This window comes from Bradyrhizobium sp. 44 (assembly GCF_023073095.1).
Lineage (GTDB): Bacteria > Pseudomonadota > Alphaproteobacteria > Rhizobiales > Xanthobacteraceae > Bradyrhizobium.
Genome location: NZ_JADPIY010000009.1, coordinates 24,614 through 51,518, shown reverse-complemented (window position 1 = coordinate 51,518; position 26,905 = coordinate 24,614). Strand labels below are relative to the sequence as shown.

Genomic DNA, 26,905 nt, shown 5'->3' with positions numbered 1-26,905 from the left:
GGATGTGTACGTGGTTCGTCTGTTGAACTCGCGCTTTGATGCGCCTCGCCGTCCTTCAATCATCGCGGCAAGCGTCATCCTGATCGATTCGACGCTCGCCTGAAGGACGCCGACGAGGTGATATGCCGGGCCACGCGACAGCCTGTGTTGGATGGCAGTCGGGTGCTTCTCGACAAGGGGCATAGCCCTTCCACCGTGATCCGCATGGCCTACGCAAGTGCGCCTGCAGTGATCACCGGTTGGGCAATCATCGGCGAAGCCGCTCAGTATGACGTAATGGGCGAGAAGTTTGTCCGGCGAAAGACGGCAGCAAGGTCTATGCCGAGCGCGCCGATCAAAATCGACCTATCGGCTGGGCCAAGGGAGCCCTTTGCCAAAATGGCGGCTGCACGGGCTCGGCATGACGTTTCGATCCATTTACGTCCGCGCCGCCGATGACCTCACGACCGACAGCACTGTCGGTTCCCGTCACTGTCGGAAAGCGAAAATGAAGACGCCGACGTGAGAGGAAACTCACGCCGGCTAGATGTCATCCTCAACCGCAAAGCAGAGACACAACAATGCGGAAGATACCGCGCAATCCGATACCGCGCAATCTCGTACAAAGTCAGTCCTCCTTCGATCTGACCCCTCTCGGCCAATATGCAGCCAATCGCGATGCCGCCGTCCTAACGCCGGCAGGACGATATGTTCAACGCCGCAGCTATGGCTTGCCAGCAAACCTCGCGAATTTATACGCCGCCATAAACGACCTCGGTGAGGTGTGATGATCCGATCCAGTTGTATACCGAGGCGGCAGAATGACAAACCGGCGTGATTACCATCAGCGCACCCAAAAAGACCTGCGAGCACGCGGGCGCTTTGTCAGCCTTACGGAACATATGCTTGGTTCGGCCGCGTGGCAGGCGCTCGACGGCAACTGCAGAGCCCTCTACGTTGAACTGGCGCGGCGTTACAGGGCCCGAACTCTAACAATGGTAAGATCCCCTACAGCGTTAGAGAAGCCGCCAAGGCGCTCAACGTCGGACGGAGTACGGCCCAGCGCTGCTTTCAGTGCCTGGTTGCCCATGGCTTCATTAGGATAAGCAAGAGAAGCGGTTTCAGCATGAAGGGCCGCATTTCAACTGAATGGCTACCGACAGAGTTTCCCGACGACACTCAAGCCACGCTTATAACAGCGAGCAAGGATTTCATGAGATGGAGACCCGATAATTCATTTCACAGTCCCATGTCAGGCACCAACAGTCCCATGCCAGGGCCATGAATGGCCCTCAGGCGGGACCGTGTTGCACAGGCGCCACTTTTATGGTGCTCAGATGGCACTGTGACGCTGCATTCAGCGCTTTCAGAGTCCCACCACGAGGACACTACTCAATTTACCATGTGGTGTGTCTTGTTTAAGCTGGGCTGGATCAACAATGGTCACCTTCATTCCGATTGCCGACCGCACGCGCCATCACTGCCAATCTCACCGTTTGTCCTAAATGTCCTTCTTAGGACTGGCATCGTTGGCGACTGGCCGGTCGGCCTCCGATTGTGTGCTGCGGCCGATTCTCACCGAGGCGATTTCCGCTCTGAGTCACTCGAAGGGGTCAAAAGCGCGAGGAATCAGACGCTCTCCAGGCCCCATCCTCCGGCAGCGTCCTTGCCGCCCCGTCGGTGGATCTAGCCAATCGAGAGTGGATGGCCCGTCGAAATGAGCTGACGCCGACCTCGGATTGCTTTATCGGTATTCGGTGGGGTTCGTGAAAGTGTGGGGAGAGGGATGTCAAAGGTCACCGCGACCAGGGCATTCATTGGGTAGAGAAGCAGCGCCCTGACAGCACGGTTTGCGAAATGATTTGGCCTTTGCAGTGCTTCGTCCGCCAGGCGCGCCATTATCGGCAGTAGAAAGCTTTCAGTCTTGCCGGAGCCCGTGCCTGTCGTAACGACAATTCCGGTTCCGCCGGCATCGTCCGCCATGGCCAATTCAAGGGCCTGCGCCTGGTGCTCATAGGGAGGATTGAAGAGAACTCGGCCAGCCTCCTTGGATGCGAGCGTCGTCAGAAGTTCACGAACCTTCGGCGAAAGAGCGAGCGAGGAAAACTTTCGCTCTCCCACGTAGGTCGGAGTGCTTTCGATATACGGAACTTGCGCGATTCCATCTTCCGTCAGCAATTGGCGGCGGAGATCGACGACGCTCGCGTTTGAAAGGTGATAGGTCGCTTCAATATAGGAGGCGAGCGCCTCCCTCATACGATCAATTTCTTTAAGCATTTCTTCCCACGTAATGCTCGCGGAATGGCGCTTTCAGCCAAATCACTTGATCGCGACGATACTTACTTTATCGTCAAGTTCAACCAATGCTTGTGCCTACACGACTAAGGGATGAACAGAGCAAGTTGGTGCCCTTGGCACAAAAAATGCTGCGGGGGAGTGGGCCGCGACGATGTTGTAGTGTTCGCGCCTGAGCACGTCCGAAGCCGCGCAAAATGCGCAACTGCCGATGGCCACTTTAGGTTCGCAAACAACAACACGGAGGCCATTTAGTCCGCAGATTTTACATTTTGGTTCGAATCGAGAGACTGTTGATCGGATAAGTTTGTGATAACAGTTGATAAGGACGACGAGGCGCCCGATGCCAACACTGCCAAAGCCGAAGCACGAAATTGTCGCCAACGCTCTTGCGTCAGGGAGTTGCCAAGCGGAGGCCCACCGGGCGGCCGGTTACGTCTACAAGCCGGCGAATGCAAGCAGGCTCTGTAGGAAGCCATCCATTGAAGCTCGCGTTCGAGAGATCGTAAGCGAGCGCGCTAACAGCGAGGCAAAGGCAAGAGAAATCGCAATGGAGCGAACTGCTCTTACTGAAGAGTGGATCATTCTCCGACTGAAGCATGTAATTGATTTGTCTATCCGCGGGCTCCCGGTGCTAGGCCGGAATGGCATCGCGGCAGGAGCCTTCAAGCCCGATCTGGATGCTGCGATAAACGGGTTGAAGTTGGCCGCGAAGATTGCGGGACTTCTGGTTCACAGACATGAGATTGACCAGTCTGGAGCATTCGCTCGAATGACCGATGCAGAGTTAGACCGAGCGTTTTCCGAACAGCTCAAAGCGCTCGGTCTGTCCGAGATACCAAATCAGGCGTCTTCTCGGGATCTCGTTAATTGAGGGAATGCGCGCCGGAGCGAGAGGCTGGCGACGGCGGGCCCGACGCCGCAAGCAGTACGGTCCCATCCTTCCCTAGGGCACTATGCCCTGCTCGCTAGCCCGGGCTTTAGCAACCTTGTAACTTGTTCTCTCTTCCGTCAGAGCTTCTACTATAATCTCTCCGCAACGTCATTCCCTTCGGCAGGATGCTTATGGGTATACAACCGCTCTACGAGTTCGACGAAAATCGGCGGGAGCAGATCGTCAGGATGCATCTTGCGATGCCGCGCGGTGGGCGGGTGGCCGGACCGCGAGAGGGCGCGTACGGCGAGATTTACTCAATTGAATTGGATGATTCAGCGCGGACAAGGATTGCCGCCAAATGTCCACGTATAAAGCGCTTTGGCAATCCAGAGATGGCACGCGCCGGAATTGAGCAGGCGCTACACGAACTTGAAAAGACTCATCGAATCTTCATGGTGCCTTGGGTCAATCGTTTCTTTGACGTCCAGATCATACACGGATGGCCGTTTATTTTGTCTCGATATAGGAACGGCTCTCTAGAAGACCTAGTCGCGAATCCTCTGTTGTGGTCTTTCGAAGATAAGTTGGCGACACTGATTCAAGTCGTCCGAGCCCTGCGAGCGGCGCAGGAACGAGGTATTTCCGCTCATCAGGATCTAAAACCCGGCAACATTTTCTTTGATGATATGTCGAAGCAGGGCGTGCCAAAAGACAGCAAGGGCATACATTTCCACGTGTTCGTGGGCGATTTCGGACTTGCTGATGCATTCAAGGATTTTGGAAAGAACAGCGGCAGCCGGCCGTACATGGCACCTGAGCAATACTGTTCGATGCCGCTTGATCCAGAAGCGCCCGCCCACTTTGATGTCTTTGCACTCGGCGTGATTGCGTTTGAATGCCTTTCGGACGGCGTCCATCCCATTGGAGTTACGACTACCGATGTCTGGCCCCATCGCCCAGGGATCGGCCAAAAATGGAACAGAGAAACGATATGGCGAGAGTGGGCGTCCAAGCCCGAAAAGACGCTTCCAGCAGCCGATCGCGTCTTTCATGTTGAACTAGGCGAGTTAATTCTCGCCGCACTATCGCAGGAGCCCGAGAGACGTCCGTCGCTCGCCCAATTTGAGAGCAGGCTATGGGATGCCCTCAATCGCGCTGATGGCTACACCTTCGATGGACTCAAGATGCAAATTGAATGGTTGGAGGGCCTCTCCGCAGGCGACGATGAATGGCCTCACATGGACGAGCGCCTGAGGCAACTGCGTCAATTCTTCAGTTCTGTTCAATCCTGATCAGTCTTAAGCGATCCAGCGCCTTTACACAAACCGGAATGTACTGCTTCTCGGCAAAGGGAAGCGGTCGCATCAAGACCGTCGACTCCTAACGAATTCGGTTAGTTCTCGATCATCATCCATTTCAAGCGTAATGCTCTCGCCGGGCGAGGTGTCCGTCGCCTCGATCTCGACCGACCCGTATCGACGGATGCTGTCTACGTCTTATTCCTTGTAGCCGCGCTCGCTGTCGTACGCCTCAATAGTGCGGCAAGATCGAACGAGTTGACGTCGCTCGATCTCTACGCTCGATCCGGTAGTTGTGTTTGTACCGCCCACGCGAGCTTGAGTGCAGACAAGGGAGGCGGTCAAAGCGGCCAGCAGGAAGCACCGCTTATGACGAGGGCAATTCTCCCGCTTATGGCCGCGTCCTCTTCACGAAGAAGGAACTCGCGCAGGGCGAGCTGATGAATGGCAGGGCTCAGAAAGTTCTTGCCCGCAGCAGCTTCCGAGGGGGTGAGGATTGATCCGAACGTACGATCGGCACCTCGCGCCGGGCTCTCATCTGATGAAGCAATCTGGATGCCCTTGCGCTTCAACCATAGGCACTGCAGGAGCCTAGCGGCGCTACGGAACCGGGTATCGATCCCGCAATATGCGCCATACCGTTTTAAAATGCGCTCGGGGACGAGAGGCGTGCGCGCAAGTTGTACGAAGGATTGCCCGGGGGCGTGGGTGGGTTGGCCGACGGGCGGCGCGGTGGTGTCCGGTGTTTTCAATGTCATCTCTCTCTCTTTCGTGCGCATCATTGGCACGGGAGAGATTCGGCGACCCACCAGCGAAATTGACGATGAAGTCTGCGCGTCGCCGAGCAATGTTGAAAGATATAGAACACACGAATAGCCGCGCCTCTGCGCGCCGCGGCTATGAGCAGCCTTAGAGGAGTACAGCTTGTGAGTTGGTGCTTCAGACTTTTGGGTGCTTTTCGGACTTTTGTCCTACCGTTTACTCAAATTCGCCGAGCTCGAAGTGAGCGGCGGAATTTTTCCGTTCCGTGTCTTTTCATCCGTTGCAGTGGGAAGGGGAAGGGGAAGCCAGGTGCAGGCAGGTGCAGGGCAGGCAGGATGGGCGATGGGCGATATAAAGAAACACAGCGGTCTGTATAAGTAACAGCTTTCGACTTGCCGATCGGCACCACCCCCCATGTAGAAGTTCCCCGTGGCCCCAGCCATGGTGCATAGGTTTGTCGCAGCTGGAACTTTGAGATGCAGCCAGGGGCCATCGATCAGCTCTTGCACTGAAGAACCAAAAATGATTACTAGCGCTCTTCCCGGATTCGCGTCTGCGAGTGCTTTAAGCACAGCAAGCTTGACGCGGGACGTGGCGCTTCGCGCTTTCAGCGCTTACCCACTGAACTCACAACGGCCGCGACCCGGCCGGCCGGTGAGTTCGTCCAAAATCTGGGAGTTCCCGTATGACGAAAGACTACCAACTGCCACCGCCGCCCGCCAATGTCCGCGACTGGACCGTCGCCGGCGTTATCGGCGAGACCGTCGAAATCGCTTTCGTTCCAAGTGATGTCGATGCTCTCGTCGTGACCCCGGAGCGGGCCTCCGATGCGAACTACGATCCTTTCGGTAAGCGCTGGATTAGCTCCGGCGCGCCGAACATCGCGGCGGGTCGCCCGAATCCGAACCCGTTCGCAAAGACCTAGTAAATTGGGACTGGCGTTGGCGCTGTCTCGTCAAGGTCGGCGCCGACCGTCGGTTCGCTAGGCCGAAATCATTCACAGCGGAACAGCATATGCAAAATTCCACGACCCCACAGGATCTGGCAAACCAATTGGCTGCGGCCACCCAAACCACGCTAGGCCAGAGTGATAATCACTTCACCCAATCGGCCGGCTCTCTTGTCGACGTCGACTTTCAGAATCCTGCCTCGGTCTATGCCGCCATCAGCCAGATGCATCCTTTTGGCGATATGCTACGCCCGGACGGGATCGCTGACGCCTGTGAGGCAGGTCGCGGGCAAGAGCTCCTTGCGCTCTCGATTCCCCCCGTAGTCCCGCACTTCGACACGGTTCCCTTCTCCGAAATCGTGCCGACAATTGACTTTATTCAATCGTTTGACGATCTGCATCAGCGCGCCGAAGCCATCTGTCGAACGAGGTTTTACGCCACATGCGCGGTCTCGCGTGCGTTGATTGAGGAGGTCGCAGACGTCAGCCCCTTGGGTGCCCTCGCACAAGCCTATCTGTCCCCGCCTAAGAAGCCCGAGCGTCGTCGTGCCGCGCGTCTTAACTCCACTAAGCTTCGTCGCCGTTAAACCGCTGCGCAGATGGAAGCGACGGCTTTCCTAACTTAATGCGTTCGTAGAAACGATACCTGCACTGTTGGCGGCGAGCTGCTGCGCGCGCCTTAGTTGGTAGAATTGAATGTGGTGACCCTCGTGCGACGAGTTGCCTTAAAATATCGACCGAAAACGTTCCAAGAAGTCATCGGCCAAGAGTATCCAAAGCGAGTTATATCGCAGCTCATCCTGAACAATCAGAGTTGCGCAAACCTGCTGTTGCACGGTAGTGTCGGTTCCGGGAAGACGACGCTCGTCCGGATCTATGCCGGCGCCCTGAATTGTGAAAAGCCGACCGCCTTGGGCGATCGATGCTTCTCGTGCGATCGGTGTAAGGCGCTCGATGAGGGCGATCGCTCCGGCTTCGTCGAACTCGACACTCCGAAATTTCGCGACTTCAAGACGCTGAAAGGCGAGTTCGATCGAATCATTGATATTGCCATTTCCACGAAACGTCGCACCGTCGTGTTTCTGGATGAGGCGCACGTCCTATCGAAGTATCGAGATAGTTTCGACTACTTCCTCAAGACCGTCGAGGAGCCGCCGCCTAACGTGGCGTTCTGTTTTGCAACGACGGCGTTGGAGCGGATCTCCGATGCATTACGATCGCGTGCCATGCTGCTGGAAGTCCGCCCGCTGAGCGAGACTCAGAGCGTCGATCTGCTGTCACGTGCGTCGGTCGAAGAGGGCCTGGTGTTTCATCCCGAGGCGATCTCATTGCTCGCGGGCTTGGGCGAGAACCAGCCCAGAAATATGCTGCAGGCTCTTGATATGATGGGCCTGGTCAGCAATGGCGTCGAAATAACGCGTGATCGCGTCGCCACGGTCTTCGGGGTCGACTACATCGAACATCTTGTCCGGTATTTTGAATCTGTCGGTTCCGGCCGGTTCGATCTTCAAACCACCAAATTCCTGGAGTGGCAGGATGCCGTAAGCCGCATAGTGCGACTGATCCAGCTTTTCCTGATCGGGTTGTACTATACGGAGTTGTGCGGCCTTGCTGTATCAGTTGCCCCAGTCATTGGTTCGATAAGAAAGGAGGAGCGGCAGAGGGTAATCGGTGCGTTCGCGCGTCGCTTGCCTGGTCTCGACCTAAGGGCGTTTTTCGAGGACCTGCTGAACGTATGGCCCGTCGTCACCGCCGATCTCAGTGACGAAGCTCTCTTAGCAATCGTCCTGCGGTTTCAGGTCGTGGCGAACAAAGGTGAAATTGCGCCGCGAGCGCTCGCCGCAATGGAGCGGATCGCTCCAGAGCCGGTGCCCGTGAAGGGACCGTCTGATCGAACTGTCCGGAGCAAGGAAGCCAGACAAGGTGACGCTGATGCACCTAATGATCCCGCCTATCTCAATCGAGGCCATGTTCGCAGCATTTTCGCGGCCTCGTCTTTCTTGGTGCAGGCGGGTCACCAGCCGTTCAATGCTCGAATTACAATCCGTCACCGCATTTTCGGTTACGAGGCACAGCCCGACGCGTCTACGCACTTTGGGAAATTCAGCCAAGCGCTAAAGGGACGTCTGGAGCATTGGGGAGGGACTGGTTTACGCATTTTCGTCCAGGAGCGGTCGGAGCAAGAGGGGTCATGTGGGCGTGTGATCACCCATATTCCGGATCCCGCTGTCGCTGCTAGCTGGTTTTCGGCGTGGCACAAAGCAATCCGTGTAGGGGGGGCCGAGGACGAGGCTGTTACCTTCGAGATGGTGCCCGCTGGGGAGCGGTTGGAGGGACATTGGAGCTGTGTGCGCTGGCTTTGTGGAGGCTTCAACCCCGCTGATCCGATATTTACAAAGCTGAGTATTGAACCAAAATTCCAGCGAGTGGCTGGAGATATCGGCAAGCGCAATCGGTTGGATTCCTCCGAGCCGTTGGGTGCTGCGGCTCGATTAGCGGAAGAAAGGAATAGTGGTGGCCTGAGCTTGATGTCGGCGTTCGATGACGGCTGTTTCGAACGCCTATACGACGGCTGGGAGCTCGACGAAAGCGGCTTCAGGAAGGAAGAGCGATTGCGTTGGAAGCAGGCCGTGGCGGAACTTGAGCAACGATATTTCCTGTATGGATCCAAGGAGGCAAAAGAAGTGCGCGACTATGAACTTGAGGAGTTGCGCAGGAACTGGTCCACACCGAAACGTCACTGGCGCACATGGGGGGCGGAATGACCCGTTCCGCAGCGATATCCGATTTCGAGTTTCTGAAACCTGCCCAAGTATTGAACAGACATCTTTTGTATTTGTATCGAGAGGGCTCGGGCCTCTTCCGCGCGGCAGTGCGTCAGAAGATGACCAATCATGCCTTAGCTAATGGGCGGAGCTTGGGTGGGATTACAACATATGGTGCGCTTACCTCCCTGAATACATCTACGTCTGGAATCTCCAATGGTTTTTCAGCACCAGAAATAGGAGAGGCCGGGGAGAGTGCGCACTTGGCAGACGGGGAGAGCCAAGAGAGAGAAGAAATATTGGCCAGTCTCTATATGACAATAGCCGAGCCGTCGTTGTTCGATGAGACTTTGACGATCTGCGATCTCGGGCAAAAACAACGAATTCCAGTGCCTCTGGACGACATCGAGAAGGCGCTGTTCCTGATAAGTCGCACCGCAGCTGAACAGTCCTTGTGCTTGCTCGTTCCTGCGGAGCACGACCTGGTCAAGACCGACGCGTGGCGCGCTGCCGTGGAGGCTATCGGTCTGGTTGAGGAACGGATGGTCACCGTTGAGAACTACCTTGAGGTCGCTCGCGCCTATTTTCCGCAAAGTCGTTTGGGCAATCAGACGCAACTCTCGGAGAACAGAAGATTTTTGTCCCGTTTGCGCAAATTCGTCGAGGATGCGCCTTGTACGCCCTTCGCGCTCTCCATGCGCATCGACATCATCGTCTTGACTGAAATGGAGCACGGTGAGTTTCGCGAAATTGAAGATACGGTGACGGTCCGCAGGGACCGTCTTGTGTTACCCGAAACGCTCAGACGGTTTTTGCATAATCGTGATGGAGCTTCGCTTTCTGCATTCATGTTAATGGTCGATCGGTTGCGCTTTAACGTGATGCTTGAGCCCCGCGAGATATTGACGCGGTTGTACCGCGCTACCCAAGGAACGCTCGAGAGCCGCGACCGCCGATATCGTAAGGTTGAAGACCCGACACATTGCATTTGGGCGGCACTGCTGTTGGGGCAAGAAAATAGTGTTCTGAGGGGAAACCCGTTTGTCGCGATGGACGAGCTCTGCCAGAGGTTCGCCTCAGCTGCTGCGACGCCTTCGTGGTTTAGCAGTCATCAAGCGTGGCAGGCTCTCGTCCCGCTCCTCAACAGTCGAGACGTCCAATCGACCAGACTGGATCAGGCGCGCTATGGGATGCAATGCGCCCTCAAAAGTCGGCTCGAGAAGATGAATGTCGATGATCTGAGCTGGTTTCGGAAGTTGATTGACCCGACGAAAGTCGATGCTGGCGCTCTCGAAAATGGATCGAGAAAGTTAGAGCTACCCCGATGAGCGTCTCTCTGCACGACTATCTGGCTGCTCATCGTGTCCGATCATTCAAGGATATCTCAGGCCACGGTGTGTGGCTTGAGAATATCTTGGCGAATCTAGAGGCCGATATAGGTGCTCAATCGTATCAACCTTTTCTACTGATTGGCATTCCAGGGGTGGGAAAACTGACGCTTGCCAAGCTCTACGCGCAGGCACTGGTATGTATGGAAGATATCAACAAGCGTATTGATGCGGCGCCATGTGGGGTCTGCGACGAGTGTATGGCAATACAGCAGTCAAGCTTGGCATGTGTTGAGATCGACGCTCACTTCGAGGGAAACGTCAACGACGAAGTCGATTGGGAAGAAGCTCAGGCCGACGCGCTTCACACGCTAATCGAACGAGAGGGAGGGCTGAACACTGCCGATGTGCGAGTCGTTATCATCAATAATGCTGAAGAGCTGACCCAGGCCAACGCTGATATTGCGCTCAAGACGCTTGAACGAGAGTTTGGTTCAAGCCTCTATATTTTTGTCGTCAACGATGAAGGGCGGCTGTCGGCTGCCTTGAGATCACGCTGTCGGGTGTATCGAGTAGGACCAATACCGGCGAAGGAGTTGCTCGCCATAATGGCTAGGATTTGTAACGAACGATTGGTGACGTTTGAAGATGGAGCACTTCATGCGATCGCCATGGCAGCCAACGGTTCCTTTGGCAATGCCATTGCAATCATCAGGAGAGTCGAGTCGCACGGCGCGGTGTCGACAGAAAACCTACTCAGGCTAACCGAGTTCGGTTGGGGCGCAACGATGTTGACGTGTTGGGCGGCCGTGCTAAGCGGTCATCGCGAGCAGGCTCTGTCGCTCTTTGAAGACGTCGGTGCAGACTGTGGAACGAGAGTAAAGGCGGTTCAGGCCTTTCTCGTTGAATGTCGGATCCGTCGCGGGTTGGGAACGTCATGGACCGCGAGGACACCGGTGCCTGCGCTCCATCTCATACCGAGCGTTAGTTGGGCGCGGGTCCTCAATGACTGGAGCACTTGGTGTCAGCAGCGCGAAGTTGATTTCGACGAATTGCTGGAGAAATTGCTGGAGTTCTGGTCGGCGCTGGACCCGAGGGTTCAGTCTAGAGCGGCGTTTCTCCGCGGCTATGAGCTTGTGGCTTAGCGTCGGTCATTCGAACCGAGCCGTGCTTGGGAAAGTGTTGGTTTGGGAAGTTGCGGTTTAGCACCTCGGATCTCTCTCTTGTTCCAGGCATTGGGGAGGGCTGAGTTCAGCTGTTTCGGAGGGCTGACACCAAATCCGGGCGGTTTGAAGCCGCATTACAGCGAGGATTGGTCATCTCAATCCCGCGGTTTCCCTAACATGACTGGGAAGGGGAAGGGGAAGGGGAAGGGGAAGGCAGGTGCAGGGCAGGCAGGATGGGCGATGGGCGATATAAACAAACGCAGCAGACTCTCGTCGCCGCTGGCGGCCACGCCGGACGACTTTCGCCATTCGCTTTGGTCCAGGAGACCAGGCAATGGTTCAACGGCCCCATCGCGCTTTCCGGAGCAATCTCGACAGGTGACTCGATTTTGGCGGCTCGAGCGCTCGGCGCGGATTTTGCCTATGTAGGGTCCGCCTTCATCGCCACGCAGGAAGCCACCGCGGTCGAAGGCCACAAAAGCGGGATCGTCGAAGGTAGCGCGGAGCAGATCGTCTACCTACCGCCTCGATTGCCGTTATTCCAAGCATATCGAGAGTCATCTTATGATTGAAGTAGTAGGGTGTACAGATAATCATTGCTTCGCCACTTTGGGCGACCGACATTGCCGCGATAAAGAATCCTTGGTTGCAACCGGCTGTGATCGCAACATGTTCCGGGGAGATCGACGCGCCGTAAAGCTGTGAAGTGTGCTGCGCGTAAGCCGACCTCAATTGGTGCTCACCAGATACTGGGCCGTACCGCGCCAGATCCGGAATAGAAGTAATCCTGCTCAGGCAATTTGTCAGTTCTGGTGCCGGTAAATATGGCGGAGCGGCTTGAGAAAGGTCGACTTGCACGCCTTTGTTACCGTCATAATTCTCCAGCCAGGCTCGCGTCTCTAAGATCGCGGGACTTGCGGCTAGTTGTATCAAATCATTTATGGGCGCTTTTGGATCGCCATTTGTCAAGGCATCCGCGCGTGGACAGCCAATCATGCGCTAGCCGCGCCGGCGTCGTCGAACAGGGGCTGTAGGAGAAAATATGATAGGTCTCCACCGGGCCGCCGCTCCGCTCCTACAGCAGCAGCATTCCGTTGCCGAAGTGCGGTTCGCCAGTGCGCAGGAGCTCGTAGGCGGGGAACGTGCCGGCAAGATCAAAGAAGAACCGTTTCATAAATCCTAGATGAGTTGTTTCCTCGCCGCGTTCCTAACCTCCAATAACAGCTGGCTCCTTACCTCGCCGACAGCCGCTCGACATTCGCGGCGACGATTTTCCGGTAATGATCAAGGACGTGAGTGTAGTCGCCGCCACGAACGAAAATGGTGCGGGCCTCTGCCGCAGCATCGAACTTCTCCGTCACCATAAGAAACATCTCTTCGGAGGTGCCATTACCGGCAGCAATCTGGCGAAGCCGCATATCCATCACCTGGAGAGCATCGGCCATGAGTATGAGGGCTGAATACCAGAAAAGCATGTGAACTCCGGGTTCGGAAATAGCACCGGCCGGATGCACGACCCCGCCGGACGGGCGTTCAAGCATATAGCTGATCGCCCGGGTTAAGCTTCCGCCACCGTCCGGGGTTCCTAAGAAGGACGGGCGCTTCGCCGTTTGGGCCGCGGAGACGAAAGCATGCGGTGCAGGGTTTTTGCGTTTCGGGGCGCATGGGCATCGTAGTCGTTGTTGAAATAAATCCACGCGCGCTTGGCGCCGCTCTCTTTGATCCTACTGGCCCATTTCGAGAGCTCATCCTCTGAGTAATCGTGCCGGTACCAGCGTTCAGGCCCGTGGAGGCGGACGTAAACCTCGTCTGCCGTCCGGACGAGCTCGTCAGGCAGACGCGGACCGCTGCAGGAGCAGAAGATAATCCCGGCCTTGCGGAAGGCAGCGTAGACATCTTCGTTCCACCAGCTTTTATGCCGGAACTCAACCGCGTTGCGGCGGGCCGGATCGAGCTGGCTGACGATCGAATTCAACAGGGCTTTGGTATAGCGGTAGCTCGGCGGCATCTGGAAAAGAAAGCAGCCCATCCGCTCGCCAAGAATATCCGCGATGATGCCGAAGTCGCGGATCAGCGTTTTTGTGCCTGTGAACTTTTTGACGTGTGTGATGAGCTCGCAGACCTTCACGGTGTAGACGATATCCTTGCCGCCCGGCTGACGGCGCCAGGCCTGGACATTCGCGACGGTCGGCCATGAATAGAAGGACGCGTTGATCTCGACGGTGTCAAAGGCGGACGCGTAATGCTCGAACCACTCCGGCTGCGGCACGTCCGCATAGAACGAGTCCCGCCATTTCCAGTAGCGCCAGCCGGAACAGCCTACGAAGACGGTCTTCTTCAAGGTCGTCACCGGCTTCAGTCCCTCGCTCTCCATCTTAAGGCGGGTTAAGTGCATCTTCGCCGCGCGTGCGATATTATTCTCGCGCTGTTTCTCACGCCGAAGCCGGCGCCGTTCGCGTCTTTCCTCCAGCGTCGATTCTTTGATCTCAGGAACAGGCGAGCGGGGCATCGGTCAGTCTTTTGCCTTTCGCAGGTCTGCTTCGAGACGCTCTTTGAGTTTACGCCAGCGTTCTTCCTCGGTCTCCACGCGCTGCTGCACCGCTTCCAGATCCTTCGCAAGAGCGTCGGCCTTTTCCTCATGCGCCGCCTCCGCCTGCAGCATGGCAGTCTGCGCTTTCTCAATCGCGGCGTTTCGCTTCTCGCGGGCTTTCGCGGCTTCAGCCTCTTCCTTCGCGCGCTGCTTTTCCCGCTGCCGCTCTTCCCTTGCGTATTTTGCGGCGGCCTCACGCTCTGATTTTTCATCCCGCTTCGACGACGGCTTTGCAGAAGCGGCCTTCTTCGCCTTGGCTTTTTCCTTGTGCGGACGCGCGTCAAGCGATGCGGCGGACGGCAGCTCCGCGTGCTCCCTGAAAGCGGAGCTTGATCCGACCGGCCTGCGCAGCACGATGCCGGGCTTCGCCATGGCGGCAGCGATCACCGCGTCGTCTTCGGATTCCTGTGCGAACCCCTGATGGAAGAGATTGCTGCTCGCGCCCCATGCCTCCAGCGCTGCCTTCATCGAGGGCGCCGCGATCGCGAGATCGAAAAACCCTTGGGACGTTTGAAAAACCTTGAGTTTGCGCGGCATCATGGTCAAATGTTCCGCGATGCAGCTTTGTTCCCGGCAACGGAACATCGGGTTCCGGGTTTGGAACTTACGGCTTTGGAGTTCGTTCAGCCGCGACAGGAGATGTGCCCATGATCCTCGAAAGCTTCGATCGCCGCACAATCGCAAACCTGGAAGCCGCACTTGAGCGGGTTTGCGATGGCAGACCGGACGGTGCCGATCACGAACTGAGATCCTTTATCGCCGACGCCATGGTCGCCTGCGCGAAGAAGGGGCAGACAACACTCGGCGCCTTGACGGAAGCGGGGGAAGCCGCGCTCGCGCGCCGGGGTATCTCGGACAGGAAACAGGCCTGAGCCAACCCTACCGTGTTGCGCGGTCCGCGGCCCCGGAGGCGGCGGCTTCCTTGCCTGCGCGCGGCAGCCAGCGCCATACGCCCAGCACGTTGATTACGAGAAGAACGGCGTTCTGGATGACGAGCGAACTCTTGGGCTCCATTATTCCGTCGGCGATCCATGCAATGGATGCCGCGATAAAGAGAGCGAAGCCGCACACCGTAATGCGCGCATTCCAGTTCGCCGCCACCATGGCGGCCGCGATTATCGTCATGGCGGCTGCCACGGTTCTTAGTACTTCAAGGCTCATGCTTCCCTTCTCAGAATAAGGGCCGCCCGGGGCGGCCCTTTCGCTTGCATGTGGCTACCGGGTTAAGCGGCTTTCCGGTTCACGCTGCGCAGCGCCATGGTGTTGAGCTTCTCGTCCGTCGCCTTTTCCTCATCGAGGTTCTGCTGCAGGACTGAGGCGCAGTCATCGCGGCCAAGCATCTTTGCCCATGCGATCAGGGTGCCGTACCGCGTGATCTCATAGTGCTCGACGGCCTGGGCCGCCGCGATCAGCGCCGCATCCAGTACCTGTTTGTCATCGATATCGCCCGCGACTTCGCTCGCTTCCTTCAGGATGCCGTCAATCGCAGGGCAGTCCACGCCCTTCGCCGCGACGCCATGCATCTCGAAGACTTTCTCAAGGCGGGTGATCTGGCCCTTTGTTTCGGAGAGATGCGTCTGGAAGCCGTTCTTGAGGCCGGGATCGCTCGCCTTCTCAATCATGTCCGGCAGGTTCTTCGCGATCTGCTGCTCCGCGTAATAAATGTCCTGCAGCGTGTGCACGAAGAGGTCGTCCAGCGTTTTGATGTCCTTGGTAAAAAAGCCCATTATGTTCTCCTTGAGTGGGTCTGCACCTTCAAACAGCCGGTTGGGGCGACCGTTCCGCCGAAAGCTCACAACGGGATGATTTCCTGGGCGCGGATGACGATCTCCTCCTGCGCAAGCTCGCGTTCGAGACGCTCGCGCAGGGACCGCCAGTACTCTGGTGCGAGCTTCGCGGCCATCACCTCGATGACGGCGATATCGTCCCGCTCGGTCTCGTTGCCGCTGCGCCAAAGGCCCTGTCCCGGCGCCCGGACGAAGCTGGTCGCGCCGCCGAACCGGCCGGTCAGTTCTTCCAGAAAGTCCTCGAACCAGCTTTGCGAAACCGGCTCTCCGTCACCGCGCTCCTTCGGCAGAAGAATCTGCACGATGTAGGATTTATTCATGACACGAGCCTTGCCCTGGCGCTGCCCGGCCAGCTGCCGAGAAGAGTTTCGGTGCTGACGCACTCCACCTGCTGCCCGAAGCGGTTCATGTAGATATTCATCATGGAGTCGTGCGTCTCGTCCGCCGAGCTGCACAGCGCGTCGGTGACGAGAATGACCCTGAAACCCCAGTCGACGGCGCCGATGACGGTGGCCAGCACGCAGACATCGGTCTCGCCGCCGGTGATGATGATCGTATCGACGTGAGCCGCGCGCAGCTGCTCGTGGAAATCACTTCCCGTCCAGGGGGAATACACGTGCTTGTCGAAGATGCGTGCGGGCGGAACGAACTGCGCGAGATCCTGGACGAGGCCGATCATGTCTGCGCCAAGCTCGTCGATGGTCATCGATCCCCAGCGCTCGTAATAGCGCCGCCACATGCCGGCGCCCTGTCCCGGCTTCTGCGCCGGAATGAACCGGGTAAAGATGGTGCGCTCGGGATGGGAAGCCGTGACCGAAACGATATTTGGCAGGACGCGCGGCAGCCACGGCGTCTTCCAGTCCGTGCTCTCCGCAAACATCCTCTGCATGTCGACGCAGATATGAACCGCATTTTCTCCGGGTGCCCCGAAGCGGAGCTCATCGTTCTTTGCCATTGGCGCCGTCCTCGAAAGTGAGCTCCAACGGAGCGGCCCGGGCTTGGTTCCTGTCCTGAAAAGGGTTGCGGCCAGCAACCCGGCTAGCCACGCGGCGATGAGCAGGGGAAAGCGGTCAAGGGTGCGGCGACGCACCGCGCCCGCGCGGCTTGCCCTTGACGGCTGAAGGGGCGGCACCCTTTTACGCGCGAGGGATCGTCACCGGATGGCCGGGACGAAGACTCGGGCGCGGGACGCGCTAGAGCCCGGCCGGCTGCGCAGCAGGCGGACGCGGCACAACGAGGAACCGGGAGCCTTTGGGGGCAGTTGGTAAACCGGAAATCAAGCTGGGGAGAGCACACATGAAGCGAGTTACGAAATGGCGGGCGGCGGCGAAACGTGAGCTGATCGCGCCTCGCGGAGACAAGCGGTATATCCGCCGCGATGCGAAAGGCCGCATCGAGGAAAGCGATGATGTGAGCCGCTCGCTTTCCCAGGACCGCCGCAAGACGGCAAAGAAGGAAGTGAAAGCCGGACAGGACCAGGGCGGCCGCAAGCCTGCAAAATCCAAGGCGCGGAAAAAATCGAGTGCACGCAAGTAACGCAACTCTCGATCTCTTCGGCGTCGGTCTCCTTCCCGAAGGCATGAAGTATCAGCCGGAGTTTCTCTCCGCTGACGAAGAGCGTGTGCTTCTGACTGACATCGAAAAGCTTCCATTCAGGGAATTTGAATTCCGCGGCTTCACCGGCAAGCGCCGTACCGTTTCTTTCGGCTGGCGCTACGACTTCAATGGCGGTGGTCTCACGAGAACCGAGGACATGCCTGAATTCCTGACCCAGGTCCGGGCGCGTGCCGAGGCATTCGCCGGCATTGCGCCCGGCAGCTTCCAGCAGGTTCTCGTGACCGAGTACGCGCCCGGCGCCGGGATCGGCTCGCATAAGGATCGCTCCGTCTTTGGCGATGTTGGCGGCATTTCGCTGCTTGCCTCATGTAGCTTCAGGCTGCGCAGGCGAACGGCCATGTCCTTCGAGAGGAATACGCTCGTCGCCGAGCCGCGTTCTATCTACCTTCTCCGCGGTCCCTCGCGCACCGAATGGCAGCACAGGATTCCCGGTGTCGAAAGCCTGCGCTACTCGCTGATATTACCGGATGGATAGGTCGGGCCTTCCTTTGCCGCCCTAACCTGCCGGTCACGCTCAGCGCAGAGATCGTCAACCTTGCTCCGTGGAGCCTAGGCCCTCATCACTGGCCCCTGATGATCATCGTTTCCGAGAGCACGCGCTGCCGCTCCAGTTCTGATTTACGGAAACTTAATAAGTCATTGCCAACGTCTTGAGCATTGCAACGCGTCGCGGCAGCGACTTCGTTTCCGCTAGTTATCATCTATGACCTGCTCGGTTGGCAGTCTCTTCATGGGAGAGGCCGATGCTCAAAGGATGCATGATTGCTGCTTTCGCACTGCTTTTCTTGGCGTTGTGCGATCATCAAGTGTCAAACGGAAAGTACACTGACGCGGTTCTGGTCATGACGAAGCAGATAACTCGCTCATTTGGCGCATGACAGAGCGGGGAATCCATTCAGACGGACTAAGGCTAGACAAACGTGCAAAGTAACGGCTAGTCATTCGCATGGGTTGGATTCCGAATTGGCTGCGATGGGCAGATGTCAGACTGCGGCCTAGGTCAGGCGCTCAGGTCGACTTACAACCGCTGTCGGAGCGCAGCGGCCGATGGCTGAAAGCGAACTTGTTTCGCTTCCCGGGCGCGGTGTGGTCGCGGAAGCGTGGCTGTGTGGAGCTGTCAGAGGGTGACGTGATCGCACTGCATCTTGTTGTCGCGCGGATCACGGAAGCCGGGCTGAAGGTGCGGCTATCGGGGCGCCTTCGCGGCTGGGACTGTGCGTCGCCGGTTTGGACTTTGCTGGTGCGCGGCGCTAGCGGGTATGGCCTCCTCCTTAAGGCACGAGGCCAAACTTACTGCCCACCACCGCCACAAATCCGTTCTGTCAAGCCAGAACGTTCCGAAGAAGGGCAACTTGTTTCCAAAGAGAAACGGACTGCGGACGAAAGTCGAACCTAGTGGTCGATCCCAAGGCGATGCAGGTCATGCTCACCACTCCCGAGGACGGGAGGTCTAATTGAGATTAGGCGCTCAATCGAACACTAGGTCGTCAGCTATCGCTATCGCTCTCGTTCGCACCGGCAGTCTATGAGAAAGCTCTCGGTCAATGACCGCGCGTACAGCCGGTGCCGCTACTACGTCGGTGCGCGTCATCAAGTCCCGGATTTCGAACCGGCCATCGATGCTGATAGTCTTCAGAGAGGCGATTATTTCGGTGACCTTGCTGCCGGCTCCGAATGGCAGCAGCAGCCGTTCATATTCCACCTTATGCCCGGCAGCGTCCTCAAGTTCCGACACCGTGTAGACTGGGCATCGTCGTGCGACGCAGAGATGGTAGACCGGCATGACAGAAGACGCCAATCGGGGGCCCACATAATTATCCAGCCGGCGCCCCTTCCCGGTTTTGCCGTACGCGGCGGACATTCGGGTGCCTTCGCTTTCTATCGTGAGAACTGGCGGCCACTGGGCGGTATCGACGACGTAATAAACGAGATCATCTGCTTCTTCCGCAAGGCGGCCCGGCACATATTCTGAGACGGCGGGGAGGCTGTCCTCGCGCGCATAGAGCCGAAGCCAGGTGTTTAGTAGATCGCGTTGGCGGATCGCCCTCACGACCGCGGGCGCTGCGCTCTGAAAGTCCATAGCTAAGACGCCTCAAAGGTTGCGACGCAGCAGGCTAGGGCCCCTCGGCTAAAGGCCCGTTAACATCTGATCCTATCGTTTGACAGGTTTCCAAAGCACATTCGGCCGCCGCTGATCAGGCGGCGCCGCAGCGATCGGCGAAGAGTTTCAATGCCGCCCTGCGAGCGGGGTCGGGATCGCAGTAGCGTCTCTCTGTCACTGGCGATGACCAGGGGTCTGGTGATGACTACCAAAACAACGGCAGGGGCGAGGTGCCTCGGTCGATAGCACTGCTACTCGTAGCGATCGAAAATTCCGCGGCGGTGCCGCGCGTGCTCTGCAAGCTTGTCCCACTCTACCGCCAGACGCAGCCATGCTTCCCGGGCATCTTCTGTCTCGGCGTCGTGCGCCATCTGGCGACATTCACCAGCGTTGCTCTTAAACCGGTGAGCATCGGGTTGAGACACGCCCGCCTCCTTCCCTCCACAATGAAGGAGCGGAGGGCTTGTTCCCTCGGAACGCACCGTGGGACCGAAGCAGCGGAATGCGCGCTGCTTCAGAAGGAGCCGGCGACTACTGCGAAGGGCAACCAAATGCCGGTCAGAATGCCTAAAGTTTACCAGGCTTTAGGCCCGCAGGGCCAGTGTAGGAGCCTCGGCGTACATTCACACTTGTCCTAGAATGCCACCACCGCCCAACAATGTTCCTAGCTATCTTGAACGAGCCGCCATGGATGCGATCCGCGGCGATCCGAACTATCACGCTAGTGCAGTGACCATTCTAAAGCTGATGCGCAAAGGTTGGGTCGAGACGAAGGCCGGGAAGGGGCTACGGAAGTACCAGATCACTTCCAAGGGCGAAGAGGCGTTAAAAGCCAAGATGCGGACTTATTGACGGACGGGCAGAGTGGCTGTCAACGACTTATCATTCGCTTCAAGCTCTATCGCTCTCTTTGCCGCGACGCACCGGACTGCTCGCCAGCGGCTGCGCAGTCGGATCGGCATAATGACCTGCTTTACTTCAACAATTCAGCGAAGAGCGGCCCTCTCCTTCTACTCGCTCGACCCTGCTGCTTTCGAAACCGCTGCAAGCAAGCGTAAACCGCTTGCCGAGTTCGGCCCAGCCGGTCGGTAGCCAACTCAGGTGTCGCCCCTGCGTCGAAGAGCGAGAGTAACTCCGCTTCTTCGGCGGCGTAGCGCATCGAAATTTCGCAGCTGTTGTTCCGCCACGAATCCCGACGAAGCCTAGACGTTCTTTCATTGGGCATTCACCGGCGCAGTACCTTAGCCCTTCCGAAGCTGCTTCTCGGTTCCCGAATTAACTTCCAGCGAGGGCATCAAGCTTAATTTGAAGCTTTGATTGCGGCGTCGCATCGGAGGGGTAGTTTCGCGCACCGGACATTGCCCCCGTCCGGGCTCACCATGGTGAAGCCGTCGCGCCATTATATTCGGCGCGGCGGCTTCGTTTATCGCTCACAACCTTATGAGATTTATTTGGCGAACAGGCCCGACGATGACCGGTCCGATCTCGTTGAGATGAGGCGACAGATCACGAACTTGCGCTCGCAACACTCTGACAATCTTCTCGTCACATCGCGATTGAACCGCTTCCTCGTGAAGATTGCTTTTCTCTCAGAGCCAAAAGATGCGGCGCACGCTCGACATCTTCAGTCTGAATTCGCTCGGATGCTGCGAACTGTTGACGAAATCGTCTCACGAGGCCGATCCACGAAGCCGCGGCCCAAGTAACATTAACGCACCAACGTTGTTGCGCCAAGGTGTCTGGCCTCCCTAGCAAGCGATAGGAGCGCGGCCCTTCCCCTTTTTGCAAACTAGTCGGGCCGGGTCATCAGGCGTTGTAGTGCAACAGACATTCATTCCTCATTCTTTGAGCGGCGGTCGCTCCATTCGACGCGCACGACGCAGACGCGCAGGGCTGCATCGAGGGCGCTATCGTCGGGGGCGTCAGCTAGATTGCTCCTCGATAGCTCGTCCGGCAGCCGCCGGCGGAACTCCTTGTCGCCTTCGATGCCCTTTCTGCCGATTGGAATCAGCCTTGATCAGGCTCGCATCGATTTTCCAAATCATTCATTACCGACCAGCCGCTCGTCGATACAGCGGCGCAACAGGCTCTAAATCACACGACGGTCGCTCTGTCGGAAGCGGCCGTGCCTGTGTTCGGACAATGGTCGAGCGATCCGGTACTGCACCATCCAGACCAGCCGGCAAACCATCTGTAGGCCAAGTTTAGGTGGGCCCCATCGCACGCGCGCCGCTCTGATCGAATGCCGAGGCGGTAGCCGATCAGCAGCATCCCGATCATCAACTCGGGATCGATCAAAGGTCGACCGACACTGCTGTAGAAGGTGCCAGATCCTGCCTGACCTGTTCAAGGTGACAACTCTGTCTATCGACCGGAGCAAGTGGTCGGCAGGGATATGCCGTCCGAGCGAGAACTCATAGAACAAAGTAGCCTGTTCGACTTGCCGATGTCGCATCACGACTTCAACTCGCCAGAATATCGTCTTTGACCCACAATCTAGGATCGTGGCAGACTACCTTAGCTGACGTCAGCTCCTTACCAGAAGAGCAGAAGCCTCGAACCGGAGGACTAACATTGGAGAAGTATTACTTAGTCGCTATCGTCACGTTAGCTACCGGCATCGTGATTTTTGGAATGGCGCTCACGGTCTCACGAACACACACGCATACAGGAATACTTGCGCCCGCCATGACGGGCGATCCTCTCCTCGAGAGGACAATCCGAGCACACTCAAATACGCTTGAATGGTTGCCGATCTTTCTCGCTTCGATGTGGCTATTCGCAATTTACTGGAGTCCAGCTTGGGCCGCTGGTTTCGGAGCGATCTGGTTAGTTGGACGGATAGCTTACTTCGTCGGATATCGTGCAGACGCGAAACGGCGTTTTCCTGGCTTCTTCATCCAGTCCCTTGCACACTTCGCACTCATGCTGGGGGCGCTCGGTAGGGTCACTTATCTGGCCATGTAATCTGGTCCTGTCCTAGCTGAGGCCGAAGGAACATGGCGATGCCGAATGGAAGCCGCAGGGACCATTGCCAGGCGGTCTATAATACCAAGGCCGAGAATGAAGTAAGCTGGTTCAGGAAAGCCCGGCACTTTCAGTTGAGCTTTTGGCGCAGGTCGGCGCGTCCGATATCCCATAAAGACGAAAGAGTAGTGGCATGCTGCCACATGCAAAAGTCGCAACGAGGTCCGGTGAAACGGACTTGAATCGTGCGCGGGCTGTCTGTTCGGAGATCAGGGCTCGATCCGATCGAACAGCGGAGGATATCGAGACACTGTCCGCGAGCTCCGTGTCATCTGCCCGGCTTGAAGACCGTTCCTGGAATTGCAAGCATGCCAACAACTATCTCAGCAGGGTGGCGCTGAGCGCGGAGCGTGGTTTCGCGACAACGAAGGCGATTTTTCGGCATCGGCGCGGGCGATCCGATAACCGGATCTCGCCCGAAGCGGGTTCGGCATTGATCATCGGGATCACTTCCTTTCGGATGTCATGAGCAGTAGTCCGATGGCGATCAGGATCACCGCCAATCTGAATTCGCCACCGACAATGATCCGACGTTCTCGCATGACGGCCACGCGAGCGCGGGGCATCGGCTCCAATCCAACGAAGAAAATCGGCTCGCTTTGAGCTTGCAGCCGTCTCTTGCCGACGCAATTCGCGCAGCGACCGAGAGATCCTGCGGTCAAGAGCCGTTCTGGCGCGCCGGCGCATTCTCCCCTGCTGTTGCAGGTGTCGCACCTAATCGAGGCGAGGCCGCCTTCAGTCGCAGCAATGGCATGCGGCTTCAATGATCCGTTTCTTCCGGAGGCCGTGGCGAGCACTGATGGCACGCGAGCTCCTCTACATGCACGATTATCTCCTATCGGCGGTGGGGATCCCCGAACTTAAAAAAAGCGCGCAGTAGCCGAAGCGCATCAGCTCACACAAGGCTTTCCGACGGCGACTGCCCTCGTTCACCAACCCTGTTGGGAAGGTGCCGGGACCGCCCCAGGTTACATTCGAAAGCATCTACCCAGAAGCCGATACGTCCCTCCGGCCGTTCGCAGTGACCACCAGGAATCGCGCGCGAAATGATAACAGTGCGGGGCACTATGCAGTGCAGACTGTTTATTTCGATGTCCGATTTCGATTAGATGGCTTCGCGGGGCAACGAACTTCGCCAAGATGGACCAAGAGACAATTGGTATTGCCCCGGGGAGGCGCTCATGAAGCCGGTAACATTGCGCGGACCCGGGCTGTTCATTAGCCAGTTCATCGGTGCCGAGCCGCCGTTCGATATGCTTGAGGGGATTGCCGGATGGGCGAAGGCCCTGGGCTTCAAGGCCTTGCAGATCCCGCTTTCTGACCCGCGGCTGAAGGATCTCGCCGGGCTGTCGGAGCCGGACGCGCTTGCGCGCATTGAGACGGTGATGTCGAAGGCGGGTCTCGTGGTCAGCTAGATCGCGGCGCAGCGCTCGGGGCAGTTGCTGGCCGTGCATCCGGCCTATGACGAGAGGATGGATGTACTGGCCGCGCCGGAAGTCCGTGGTAAGCCCGCCGCGCGGCAGGCCCTGGCCGAGCAGGATCTGCGCCGCGCGATCGCGCGCGCCGCGGTGCTCGGCACCGGGAAAGTCGTCGTATTCTCGGGCGGGCTTGCATGGCCCTATTTCTATCCCTATCCGCCGCGACCCGCGGGCCTGATCGAGCGTGCCTCCGTAAAATTGGAAACCCAGAGTGCGACCTCGGCGCCTTCGACCGGCTTGCCCGACGCATCGAAGCGCTGAATATCAAATGATGTTGATCTATCAAATGATAATGTCCGCGGTCAGTTCTTAATGCACTTTCGGTACAGCATCGCAGGGCTAACACGGAGCGCGCCATGCAGAAACGACGACGGTTCAAACAAACCGAAACACTCGAAGAACGACTAGCGAAGGAAGCTGACAGGCTGAAGCATCAGGCACAGACCATGCCGCTCGGCCTGCAGCGAGATCATCTCATTCGGAAAGCGCGGCAAGCCGAAACCGCCTCGCATATTAGTGATTGGCTGCGGTCTCCTGGTCTGCAGGCGCCAAAATAAAATAGTCGCCGCTCCTAAGCGAAGACGTACGCCGCGACGACTAGCGCAATGCTAAGAATGATGATGCCGACGAAGAACCGGCCCATCACCTCTCCTTGCGAATACCCTTGAATTTCTTCGCGGACTTCTTGACAGCCATGAACTCGCCGCTGGTCTTGTTGCGCTTAGTGGAGGTCTTGGTGAGCGGATTCCTGAGCTGCGTGCGCTTCTTCACAGCGCCCTTGCGGGCATTGTCGCCGGTCGGTCTGTTGACTGCCATCATACCCTCCGTTTGAGCAACAACCTCCAAATTTGTGGAACGTTCCTGACTCGGAACCAATTTACAATCGGCTGGGTTATCTCTGCAACACAGGAGGACACCATGGGCTTTGGAAGAGGCGCACTGCTTTGGATGCTGGGCATCCCGCTGCCGATTATTCTTATCCTCGCACTGTTCTGGCATCACTAACGGCGGATGGACCCCTGATGCTAAGCGAGGCCCCTCGGTCCGCCGAGGGCCTTTGCATTGCCGTTCCGCTTGCAATATTTGCAAAGGATGATGCTTGCGATCTTGGACATCTCTGCAGACGTGTCCATTGTTCATGAATGCTGGCTCCTACTGCGGCTACCAGCAGCATATGACCCACTGTTTTGCCCGACGGCGCAAGAGAATTGTTGGCCTTTAGCGAAATGGGCGCAAGGAGCGCCGGGCCATTGGCGACGCGAAAGCGAGGTGGCCTTGCTCGACGGCTGCTTCAAGCTGGAGTGCGGCTTTCCTGCGGACACTTACCGCATCTGCGACGGAGCGAACTCAGGCTACCGCGTCCGCTCAATTTGGGCAAATTTTACGAGCCACTCGACCAGAACTCACCATGACGACATTCGGGGCTCCTTTTCGAGTCCCCATCTCAACATTGAGATAGCGCAAGATGGGCGGCACCGCGCTCACACACTGTTGGTTTGTTGCAAAGGTATGGACTAGCCGTGGCGACGGGCTGGCCGGGCCGTCAAATTAATTTCCGCTTCGTTGTAACGCGAGTGCAGAACCGAACTGCCACCGTCGTAACATGTGACAGATAAGCGGAGGGCGGCGGGCGAGCTGTCGCAAGCGCCGCTAGTGCGACACGGCTTCGAGTGCCGCCCGCAACAGTTGTGCAGTTTCCGCAACCGCAGGCTTACTCGGAGGCGCGCAACGCTCAGGCCAAACACCTGCTTGGCAACATAGGAGTTGCGTACCGCATTGGGATCAGTCGACTGGACCCCCCAACAGTTGCTACCCGGAGACCGGCCCACAGCCCCTCTCGTCGAGCAAGTCGGGAAAGCCACCTGGCGCGGCCGATCAGTCGAGGTCGCATCGACCTGTGCAATGCGCCATCGGGTAACATTCTCATGCGGCCATACGAGGGGTCAAATCGCGCGCCGAATGGCAGGAAGTTTGCATCCGAGCGCGAACCCGACGCCACTGACCCATCGCTTACCTCCCGGGTGGCCGTGACTGACTATGTGATCAATGTCACAATACCTGCTTGTCTTTTGTCACTCTCTGCCTAGGCAGCGCATATTCGTCGGGGACTGAAATGGGCTTTTTCGTCGGTTTTCTTTGATCATGTTCATATGGTGACTGATGTGCGTTTCGGCACACGGCGAACGCCGTGTCGCGCTGGTCTTGGGCAACTCGGCGTACAAGAGCGTACCCAAGCTCTCCAACCCTGCGAACGATGCCGCCCTGGTCGGAGGCATGTTCCAGAAAGCCGGGTTCGACTGGATCGACATCAGGACCGATCTAAACGCTTCCGAGATGCGCAAGGCCCTTCGTGACTTCGGTGGTCGGGCGCGAGATGCTGAGGTCGCTGTCATCTATTACGCCGGTCATGGCATTGAACTCGACGGCACCAACTACCTAATCCCGACTGATGCGGCTCTTGAGACTGACAGCGACGTTCTTGACGAGACCGTGGCGCTAGATCGGGCGCTGTTCGCCGTCGAGCCTGCCAAACAGCTCCGGCTGATTATTCTCGATGCCTGCCGAGACAATCCATTCGCCAAAAATGATGAAACGGACGGTTGTTGCCCGTGCTATCGGTCGCGGTCTTGCAAAGGTCGAGCCGTGAAGCCCGAACACGATGATCGCGTTCGCGGCGAAAGCGCGGGTCCACGGCATCCGATGGCAACAGCAAGAATAGCCCATTCGCCGCAGCGCTTGTCGAGCGGCTACCTACGCCGGGTCTCGATTTGCGCAAGGCGTTCGGCTTCCGGAGAGGAAGCCGGCTACTAACCGCGATGAAGCGACCAGCTTGATGAGACCCGAAGCAGATAGAAGCCGCGCCCTCCAGGCCTGTGGACAGGTCAT

The 26,905-nt window shown here is 57.7% G+C and carries 29 protein-coding genes and 2 pseudogenes; 17 read left to right on the top strand and 14 right to left on the bottom strand.

Annotated elements, in window-relative coordinates; all coding sequences use genetic code 11:
- Positions 1 to 1,665: 1,665 nt before the first annotated feature.
- On the bottom strand, positions 1,666 to 2,256 hold the full coding sequence (locus IVB41_RS08290) for a DEAD/DEAH box helicase (RefSeq protein ID WP_247429313.1): 591 nt from the start codon (positions 2,254 to 2,256) through the stop codon (positions 1,666 to 1,668).
- Positions 2,257 to 2,824: 568 nt separating this feature from the next.
- On the opposite strand from IVB41_RS08290, the gene IVB41_RS08285 reads away from it, so the two are divergent.
- The gene (locus IVB41_RS08285; RefSeq protein ID WP_247429310.1) at positions 2,825 to 3,148 is read left to right on the top strand and encodes a hypothetical protein; all 324 of its coding nucleotides are present in this window, start codon (positions 2,825 to 2,827) and stop codon (positions 3,146 to 3,148) included.
- Positions 3,149 to 3,339: 191 nt separating this feature from the next.
- Positions 3,340 to 4,443 (top strand): protein kinase domain-containing protein, encoded by a 1,104-nt coding sequence (locus tag IVB41_RS08280; protein ID WP_247429307.1) that lies wholly within the window; start codon positions 3,340 to 3,342, stop codon positions 4,441 to 4,443.
- 347 nt (positions 4,444 to 4,790) lie between these two features.
- On the opposite strand, the gene IVB41_RS08275 is transcribed toward IVB41_RS08280, so the two are convergent.
- On the bottom strand, positions 4,791 to 5,207 hold the full coding sequence (locus tag IVB41_RS08275; protein ID WP_247429304.1) for a hypothetical protein: 417 nt from the start codon (positions 5,205 to 5,207) through the stop codon (positions 4,791 to 4,793).
- A gap of 689 nt (positions 5,208 to 5,896) precedes the next feature.
- Between IVB41_RS08275 and IVB41_RS08270 the strand changes: the two genes are divergently transcribed.
- From IVB41_RS08270 to IVB41_RS08245, 6 genes and pseudogenes are all read left to right on the top strand, one after another.
- Positions 5,897 to 6,136 carry a hypothetical protein gene (locus IVB41_RS08270; RefSeq protein WP_247429301.1) on the top strand — a complete coding sequence of 80 codons (240 nt, stop codon included), beginning with the start codon at positions 5,897 to 5,899 and terminating at the stop codon, positions 6,134 to 6,136.
- Positions 6,137 to 6,225: 89 nt separating this feature from the next.
- Complete coding sequence (locus IVB41_RS08265; RefSeq protein ID WP_247429298.1) at positions 6,226 to 6,747, top strand: hypothetical protein; 522 nt, start codon at positions 6,226 to 6,228, stop codon at positions 6,745 to 6,747.
- A gap of 123 nt (positions 6,748 to 6,870) precedes the next feature.
- Positions 6,871 to 8,925, top strand: coding sequence for an AAA family ATPase (locus IVB41_RS08260; RefSeq protein WP_247429294.1), 2,055 nt, complete (start codon positions 6,871 to 6,873; stop codon positions 8,923 to 8,925).
- Entirely contained in the window at positions 8,922 to 10,253 is a 1,332-nt protein-coding gene (locus IVB41_RS08255; protein WP_247429291.1) for a hypothetical protein, read from the top strand. The genes IVB41_RS08260 and IVB41_RS08255 overlap by 4 nt, the downstream gene beginning before the upstream one ends.
- Entirely contained in the window at positions 10,250 to 11,398 is a 1,149-nt protein-coding gene (locus IVB41_RS08250) for a hypothetical protein (protein WP_247429288.1), read from the top strand. The genes IVB41_RS08255 and IVB41_RS08250 overlap by 4 nt, the downstream gene beginning before the upstream one ends.
- A 299-nt stretch (positions 11,399 to 11,697) precedes the next feature.
- Positions 11,698 to 11,937 (top strand): annotated as a pseudogene (locus tag IVB41_RS08245) (nitronate monooxygenase); the annotation flags it as partial.
- Here the strand turns inward: IVB41_RS08245 and IVB41_RS35860 are convergent.
- From IVB41_RS35860 to IVB41_RS08230, 4 genes are all read right to left on the bottom strand, one after another.
- Complete coding sequence (locus IVB41_RS35860) at positions 11,858 to 12,415, bottom strand: aminotransferase class I/II-fold pyridoxal phosphate-dependent enzyme (protein ID WP_407062475.1); 558 nt, start codon at positions 12,413 to 12,415, stop codon at positions 11,858 to 11,860. The pseudogene IVB41_RS08245 and the gene IVB41_RS35860 sit on opposite strands and share 80 nt — an antisense overlap.
- Before the next feature lie 236 nt (positions 12,416 to 12,651).
- Positions 12,652 to 12,960 (bottom strand): hypothetical protein, encoded by a 309-nt coding sequence (locus IVB41_RS08240; protein WP_247429285.1) that lies wholly within the window; start codon positions 12,958 to 12,960, stop codon positions 12,652 to 12,654.
- Positions 12,961 to 13,004: 44 nt separating this feature from the next.
- Positions 13,005 to 13,928, bottom strand: coding sequence for a DUF72 domain-containing protein (locus IVB41_RS08235; protein ID WP_247429282.1), 924 nt, complete (start codon positions 13,926 to 13,928; stop codon positions 13,005 to 13,007).
- 3 nt (positions 13,929 to 13,931) lie between these two features.
- Complete coding sequence (locus IVB41_RS08230) at positions 13,932 to 14,549, bottom strand: cell envelope biogenesis protein TolA (RefSeq protein WP_346770803.1); 618 nt, start codon at positions 14,547 to 14,549, stop codon at positions 13,932 to 13,934.
- Between the two features lie 107 nt (positions 14,550 to 14,656).
- Here IVB41_RS08230 and IVB41_RS08225 point away from each other — a divergent pair, with 107 nt between their 5' ends.
- Complete coding sequence (locus IVB41_RS08225; RefSeq protein ID WP_247429279.1) at positions 14,657 to 14,881, top strand: hypothetical protein; 225 nt, start codon at positions 14,657 to 14,659, stop codon at positions 14,879 to 14,881.
- Between the two features lie 7 nt (positions 14,882 to 14,888).
- Here the strand turns inward: IVB41_RS08225 and IVB41_RS08220 are convergent, their stop codons facing one another.
- From IVB41_RS08220 to IVB41_RS08205, 4 genes are all read right to left on the bottom strand, one after another.
- A complete protein-coding gene (locus IVB41_RS08220) occupies positions 14,889 to 15,170 on the bottom strand; it encodes a hypothetical protein (protein ID WP_247429276.1) in 282 nt (93 codons plus the stop codon).
- A gap of 62 nt (positions 15,171 to 15,232) precedes the next feature.
- Positions 15,233 to 15,736 carry a ferritin-like domain-containing protein gene (locus tag IVB41_RS08215; protein WP_247430165.1) on the bottom strand — a complete coding sequence of 168 codons (504 nt, stop codon included), beginning with the start codon at positions 15,734 to 15,736 and terminating at the stop codon, positions 15,233 to 15,235.
- A 65-nt stretch (positions 15,737 to 15,801) separates the two neighbouring features.
- Positions 15,802 to 16,116: a hypothetical protein gene (locus IVB41_RS08210; protein WP_247429273.1), complete on the bottom strand. Its 315-nt coding sequence runs from the start codon at positions 16,114 to 16,116 to the stop codon at positions 15,802 to 15,804.
- Complete coding sequence (locus tag IVB41_RS08205; RefSeq protein WP_247429270.1) at positions 16,113 to 16,751, bottom strand: cysteine hydrolase family protein; 639 nt, start codon at positions 16,749 to 16,751, stop codon at positions 16,113 to 16,115. The genes IVB41_RS08210 and IVB41_RS08205 overlap by 4 nt, the downstream gene beginning before the upstream one ends.
- A gap of 296 nt (positions 16,752 to 17,047) precedes the next feature.
- Here IVB41_RS08205 and IVB41_RS08200 point away from each other — a divergent pair, with 296 nt between their 5' ends.
- Together IVB41_RS08200 and IVB41_RS08195 are read left to right on the top strand one after the other, a co-directional pair.
- On the top strand, positions 17,048 to 17,332 hold the full coding sequence (locus IVB41_RS08200; protein ID WP_346770802.1) for a hypothetical protein: 285 nt from the start codon (positions 17,048 to 17,050) through the stop codon (positions 17,330 to 17,332).
- A 43-nt stretch (positions 17,333 to 17,375) separates the two neighbouring features.
- Complete coding sequence (locus IVB41_RS08195) at positions 17,376 to 17,888, top strand: alpha-ketoglutarate-dependent dioxygenase AlkB (RefSeq protein ID WP_247429267.1); 513 nt, start codon at positions 17,376 to 17,378, stop codon at positions 17,886 to 17,888.
- A gap of 993 nt (positions 17,889 to 18,881) precedes the next feature.
- Here the strand turns inward: IVB41_RS08195 and IVB41_RS08190 are convergent.
- Both IVB41_RS08190 and IVB41_RS08185 read right to left on the bottom strand, forming a co-directional pair.
- Complete coding sequence (locus IVB41_RS08190) at positions 18,882 to 19,493, bottom strand: hypothetical protein (RefSeq protein WP_247429264.1); 612 nt, start codon at positions 19,491 to 19,493, stop codon at positions 18,882 to 18,884.
- 272 nt (positions 19,494 to 19,765) lie between these two features.
- Positions 19,766 to 19,939, bottom strand: coding sequence for a hypothetical protein (locus IVB41_RS08185; RefSeq protein ID WP_247429262.1), 174 nt, complete (start codon positions 19,937 to 19,939; stop codon positions 19,766 to 19,768).
- Positions 19,940 to 20,201: 262 nt separating this feature from the next.
- Between IVB41_RS08185 and IVB41_RS08180 the strand changes: the two genes are divergently transcribed.
- Entirely contained in the window at positions 20,202 to 20,366 is a 165-nt protein-coding gene (locus IVB41_RS08180) for a hypothetical protein (RefSeq protein ID WP_247429258.1), read from the top strand.
- A gap of 1,139 nt (positions 20,367 to 21,505) precedes the next feature.
- On the opposite strand, the pseudogene IVB41_RS08175 reads toward IVB41_RS08180, so the two are convergent.
- Positions 21,506 to 21,972: pseudogene (locus IVB41_RS08175) on the bottom strand (transposase); the annotation flags it as partial.
- Positions 21,973 to 22,088: 116 nt separating this feature from the next.
- Between IVB41_RS08175 and IVB41_RS08170 the strand changes: the two are divergent.
- The 4 genes from IVB41_RS08170 to IVB41_RS08155 all read left to right on the top strand — a co-directional run bounded on the left by IVB41_RS08170 (position 22,089) and on the right by IVB41_RS08155 (position 24,576).
- A complete protein-coding gene (locus IVB41_RS08170; RefSeq protein WP_247429235.1) occupies positions 22,089 to 22,481 on the top strand; it encodes an MAPEG family protein in 393 nt (130 codons plus the stop codon).
- Positions 22,482 to 23,722: 1,241 nt separating this feature from the next.
- A complete protein-coding gene (locus IVB41_RS08165; RefSeq protein ID WP_247429232.1) occupies positions 23,723 to 23,956 on the top strand; it encodes a hypothetical protein in 234 nt (77 codons plus the stop codon).
- Between the two features lie 57 nt (positions 23,957 to 24,013).
- On the top strand, positions 24,014 to 24,280 hold the full coding sequence (locus IVB41_RS08160; RefSeq protein ID WP_247429230.1) for a hypothetical protein: 267 nt from the start codon (positions 24,014 to 24,016) through the stop codon (positions 24,278 to 24,280).
- A 95-nt stretch (positions 24,281 to 24,375) separates the two neighbouring features.
- The gene (locus IVB41_RS08155; protein ID WP_247429227.1) at positions 24,376 to 24,576 is read left to right on the top strand and encodes a hypothetical protein; all 201 of its coding nucleotides are present in this window, start codon (positions 24,376 to 24,378) and stop codon (positions 24,574 to 24,576) included.
- A gap of 85 nt (positions 24,577 to 24,661) precedes the next feature.
- Here the strand turns inward: IVB41_RS08155 and IVB41_RS08150 are convergent, their stop codons facing one another.
- The gene (locus tag IVB41_RS08150) at positions 24,662 to 24,835 is read right to left on the bottom strand and encodes a hypothetical protein (protein ID WP_247429224.1); all 174 of its coding nucleotides are present in this window, start codon (positions 24,833 to 24,835) and stop codon (positions 24,662 to 24,664) included.
- A gap of 1,344 nt (positions 24,836 to 26,179) precedes the next feature.
- Here IVB41_RS08150 and IVB41_RS08145 point away from each other — a divergent pair.
- Positions 26,180 to 26,830, top strand: coding sequence for a caspase domain-containing protein (locus tag IVB41_RS08145; protein ID WP_407062474.1), 651 nt, complete (start codon positions 26,180 to 26,182; stop codon positions 26,828 to 26,830).
- The last annotated feature ends 75 nt before the right edge of the window (positions 26,831 to 26,905 follow it).

Excerpts from the sequence above, each read along its gene's own strand:
- IVB41_RS08290 (WP_247429313.1), bottom strand. The coding sequence starts at position 2,256 with ATGCTTAAAGAAATTGATCGTATGAGGGAGGCGCTCGCCTCCTATATT.
- IVB41_RS08285 (WP_247429310.1), top strand. The coding sequence starts at position 2,825 with ATGGAGCGAACTGCTCTTACTGAAGAGTGGATCATTCTCCGACTGAAG.
- IVB41_RS08280 (WP_247429307.1), top strand. The coding sequence starts at position 3,340 with ATGGGTATACAACCGCTCTACGAGTTCGACGAAAATCGGCGGGAGCAG.
- IVB41_RS08275 (WP_247429304.1), bottom strand. The coding sequence starts at position 5,207 with ATGACATTGAAAACACCGGACACCACCGCGCCGCCCGTCGGCCAACCC.
- IVB41_RS08270 (WP_247429301.1), top strand. The coding sequence starts at position 5,897 with ATGACGAAAGACTACCAACTGCCACCGCCGCCCGCCAATGTCCGCGAC.
- IVB41_RS08265 (WP_247429298.1), top strand. The coding sequence starts at position 6,226 with ATGCAAAATTCCACGACCCCACAGGATCTGGCAAACCAATTGGCTGCG.
- IVB41_RS08255 (WP_247429291.1), top strand. The coding sequence starts at position 8,922 with ATGACCCGTTCCGCAGCGATATCCGATTTCGAGTTTCTGAAACCTGCC.
- IVB41_RS08250 (WP_247429288.1), top strand. The coding sequence starts at position 10,250 with ATGAGCGTCTCTCTGCACGACTATCTGGCTGCTCATCGTGTCCGATCA.
- IVB41_RS35860 (WP_407062475.1), bottom strand. The coding sequence starts at position 12,415 with ATGATTGGCTGTCCACGCGCGGATGCCTTGACAAATGGCGATCCAAAA.
- IVB41_RS08240 (WP_247429285.1), bottom strand. The coding sequence starts at position 12,960 with ATGCTTGAACGCCCGTCCGGCGGGGTCGTGCATCCGGCCGGTGCTATT.
- IVB41_RS08235 (WP_247429282.1), bottom strand. The coding sequence starts at position 13,928 with ATGCCCCGCTCGCCTGTTCCTGAGATCAAAGAATCGACGCTGGAGGAA.
- IVB41_RS08230 (WP_346770803.1), bottom strand. The coding sequence starts at position 14,549 with ATGATGCCGCGCAAACTCAAGGTTTTTCAAACGTCCCAAGGGTTTTTC.
- IVB41_RS08225 (WP_247429279.1), top strand. The coding sequence starts at position 14,657 with ATGATCCTCGAAAGCTTCGATCGCCGCACAATCGCAAACCTGGAAGCC.
- IVB41_RS08220 (WP_247429276.1), bottom strand. The coding sequence starts at position 15,170 with ATGAGCCTTGAAGTACTAAGAACCGTGGCAGCCGCCATGACGATAATC.
- IVB41_RS08215 (WP_247430165.1), bottom strand. The coding sequence starts at position 15,736 with ATGGGCTTTTTTACCAAGGACATCAAAACGCTGGACGACCTCTTCGTG.
- IVB41_RS08210 (WP_247429273.1), bottom strand. The coding sequence starts at position 16,116 with ATGAATAAATCCTACATCGTGCAGATTCTTCTGCCGAAGGAGCGCGGT.
- IVB41_RS08205 (WP_247429270.1), bottom strand. The coding sequence starts at position 16,751 with ATGGCAAAGAACGATGAGCTCCGCTTCGGGGCACCCGGAGAAAATGCG.
- IVB41_RS08195 (WP_247429267.1), top strand. The coding sequence starts at position 17,376 with ATGAAGTATCAGCCGGAGTTTCTCTCCGCTGACGAAGAGCGTGTGCTT.
- IVB41_RS08190 (WP_247429264.1), bottom strand. The coding sequence starts at position 19,493 with ATGGACTTTCAGAGCGCAGCGCCCGCGGTCGTGAGGGCGATCCGCCAA.
- IVB41_RS08180 (WP_247429258.1), top strand. The coding sequence starts at position 20,202 with ATGGATGCGATCCGCGGCGATCCGAACTATCACGCTAGTGCAGTGACC.
- IVB41_RS08165 (WP_247429232.1), top strand. The coding sequence starts at position 23,723 with ATGAAGCCGGTAACATTGCGCGGACCCGGGCTGTTCATTAGCCAGTTC.
- IVB41_RS08160 (WP_247429230.1), top strand. The coding sequence starts at position 24,014 with ATGGATGTACTGGCCGCGCCGGAAGTCCGTGGTAAGCCCGCCGCGCGG.
- IVB41_RS08155 (WP_247429227.1), top strand. The coding sequence starts at position 24,376 with ATGCAGAAACGACGACGGTTCAAACAAACCGAAACACTCGAAGAACGA.
- IVB41_RS08150 (WP_247429224.1), bottom strand. The coding sequence starts at position 24,835 with ATGGCAGTCAACAGACCGACCGGCGACAATGCCCGCAAGGGCGCTGTG.
- IVB41_RS08145 (WP_407062474.1), top strand. The coding sequence starts at position 26,180 with ATGTGCGTTTCGGCACACGGCGAACGCCGTGTCGCGCTGGTCTTGGGC.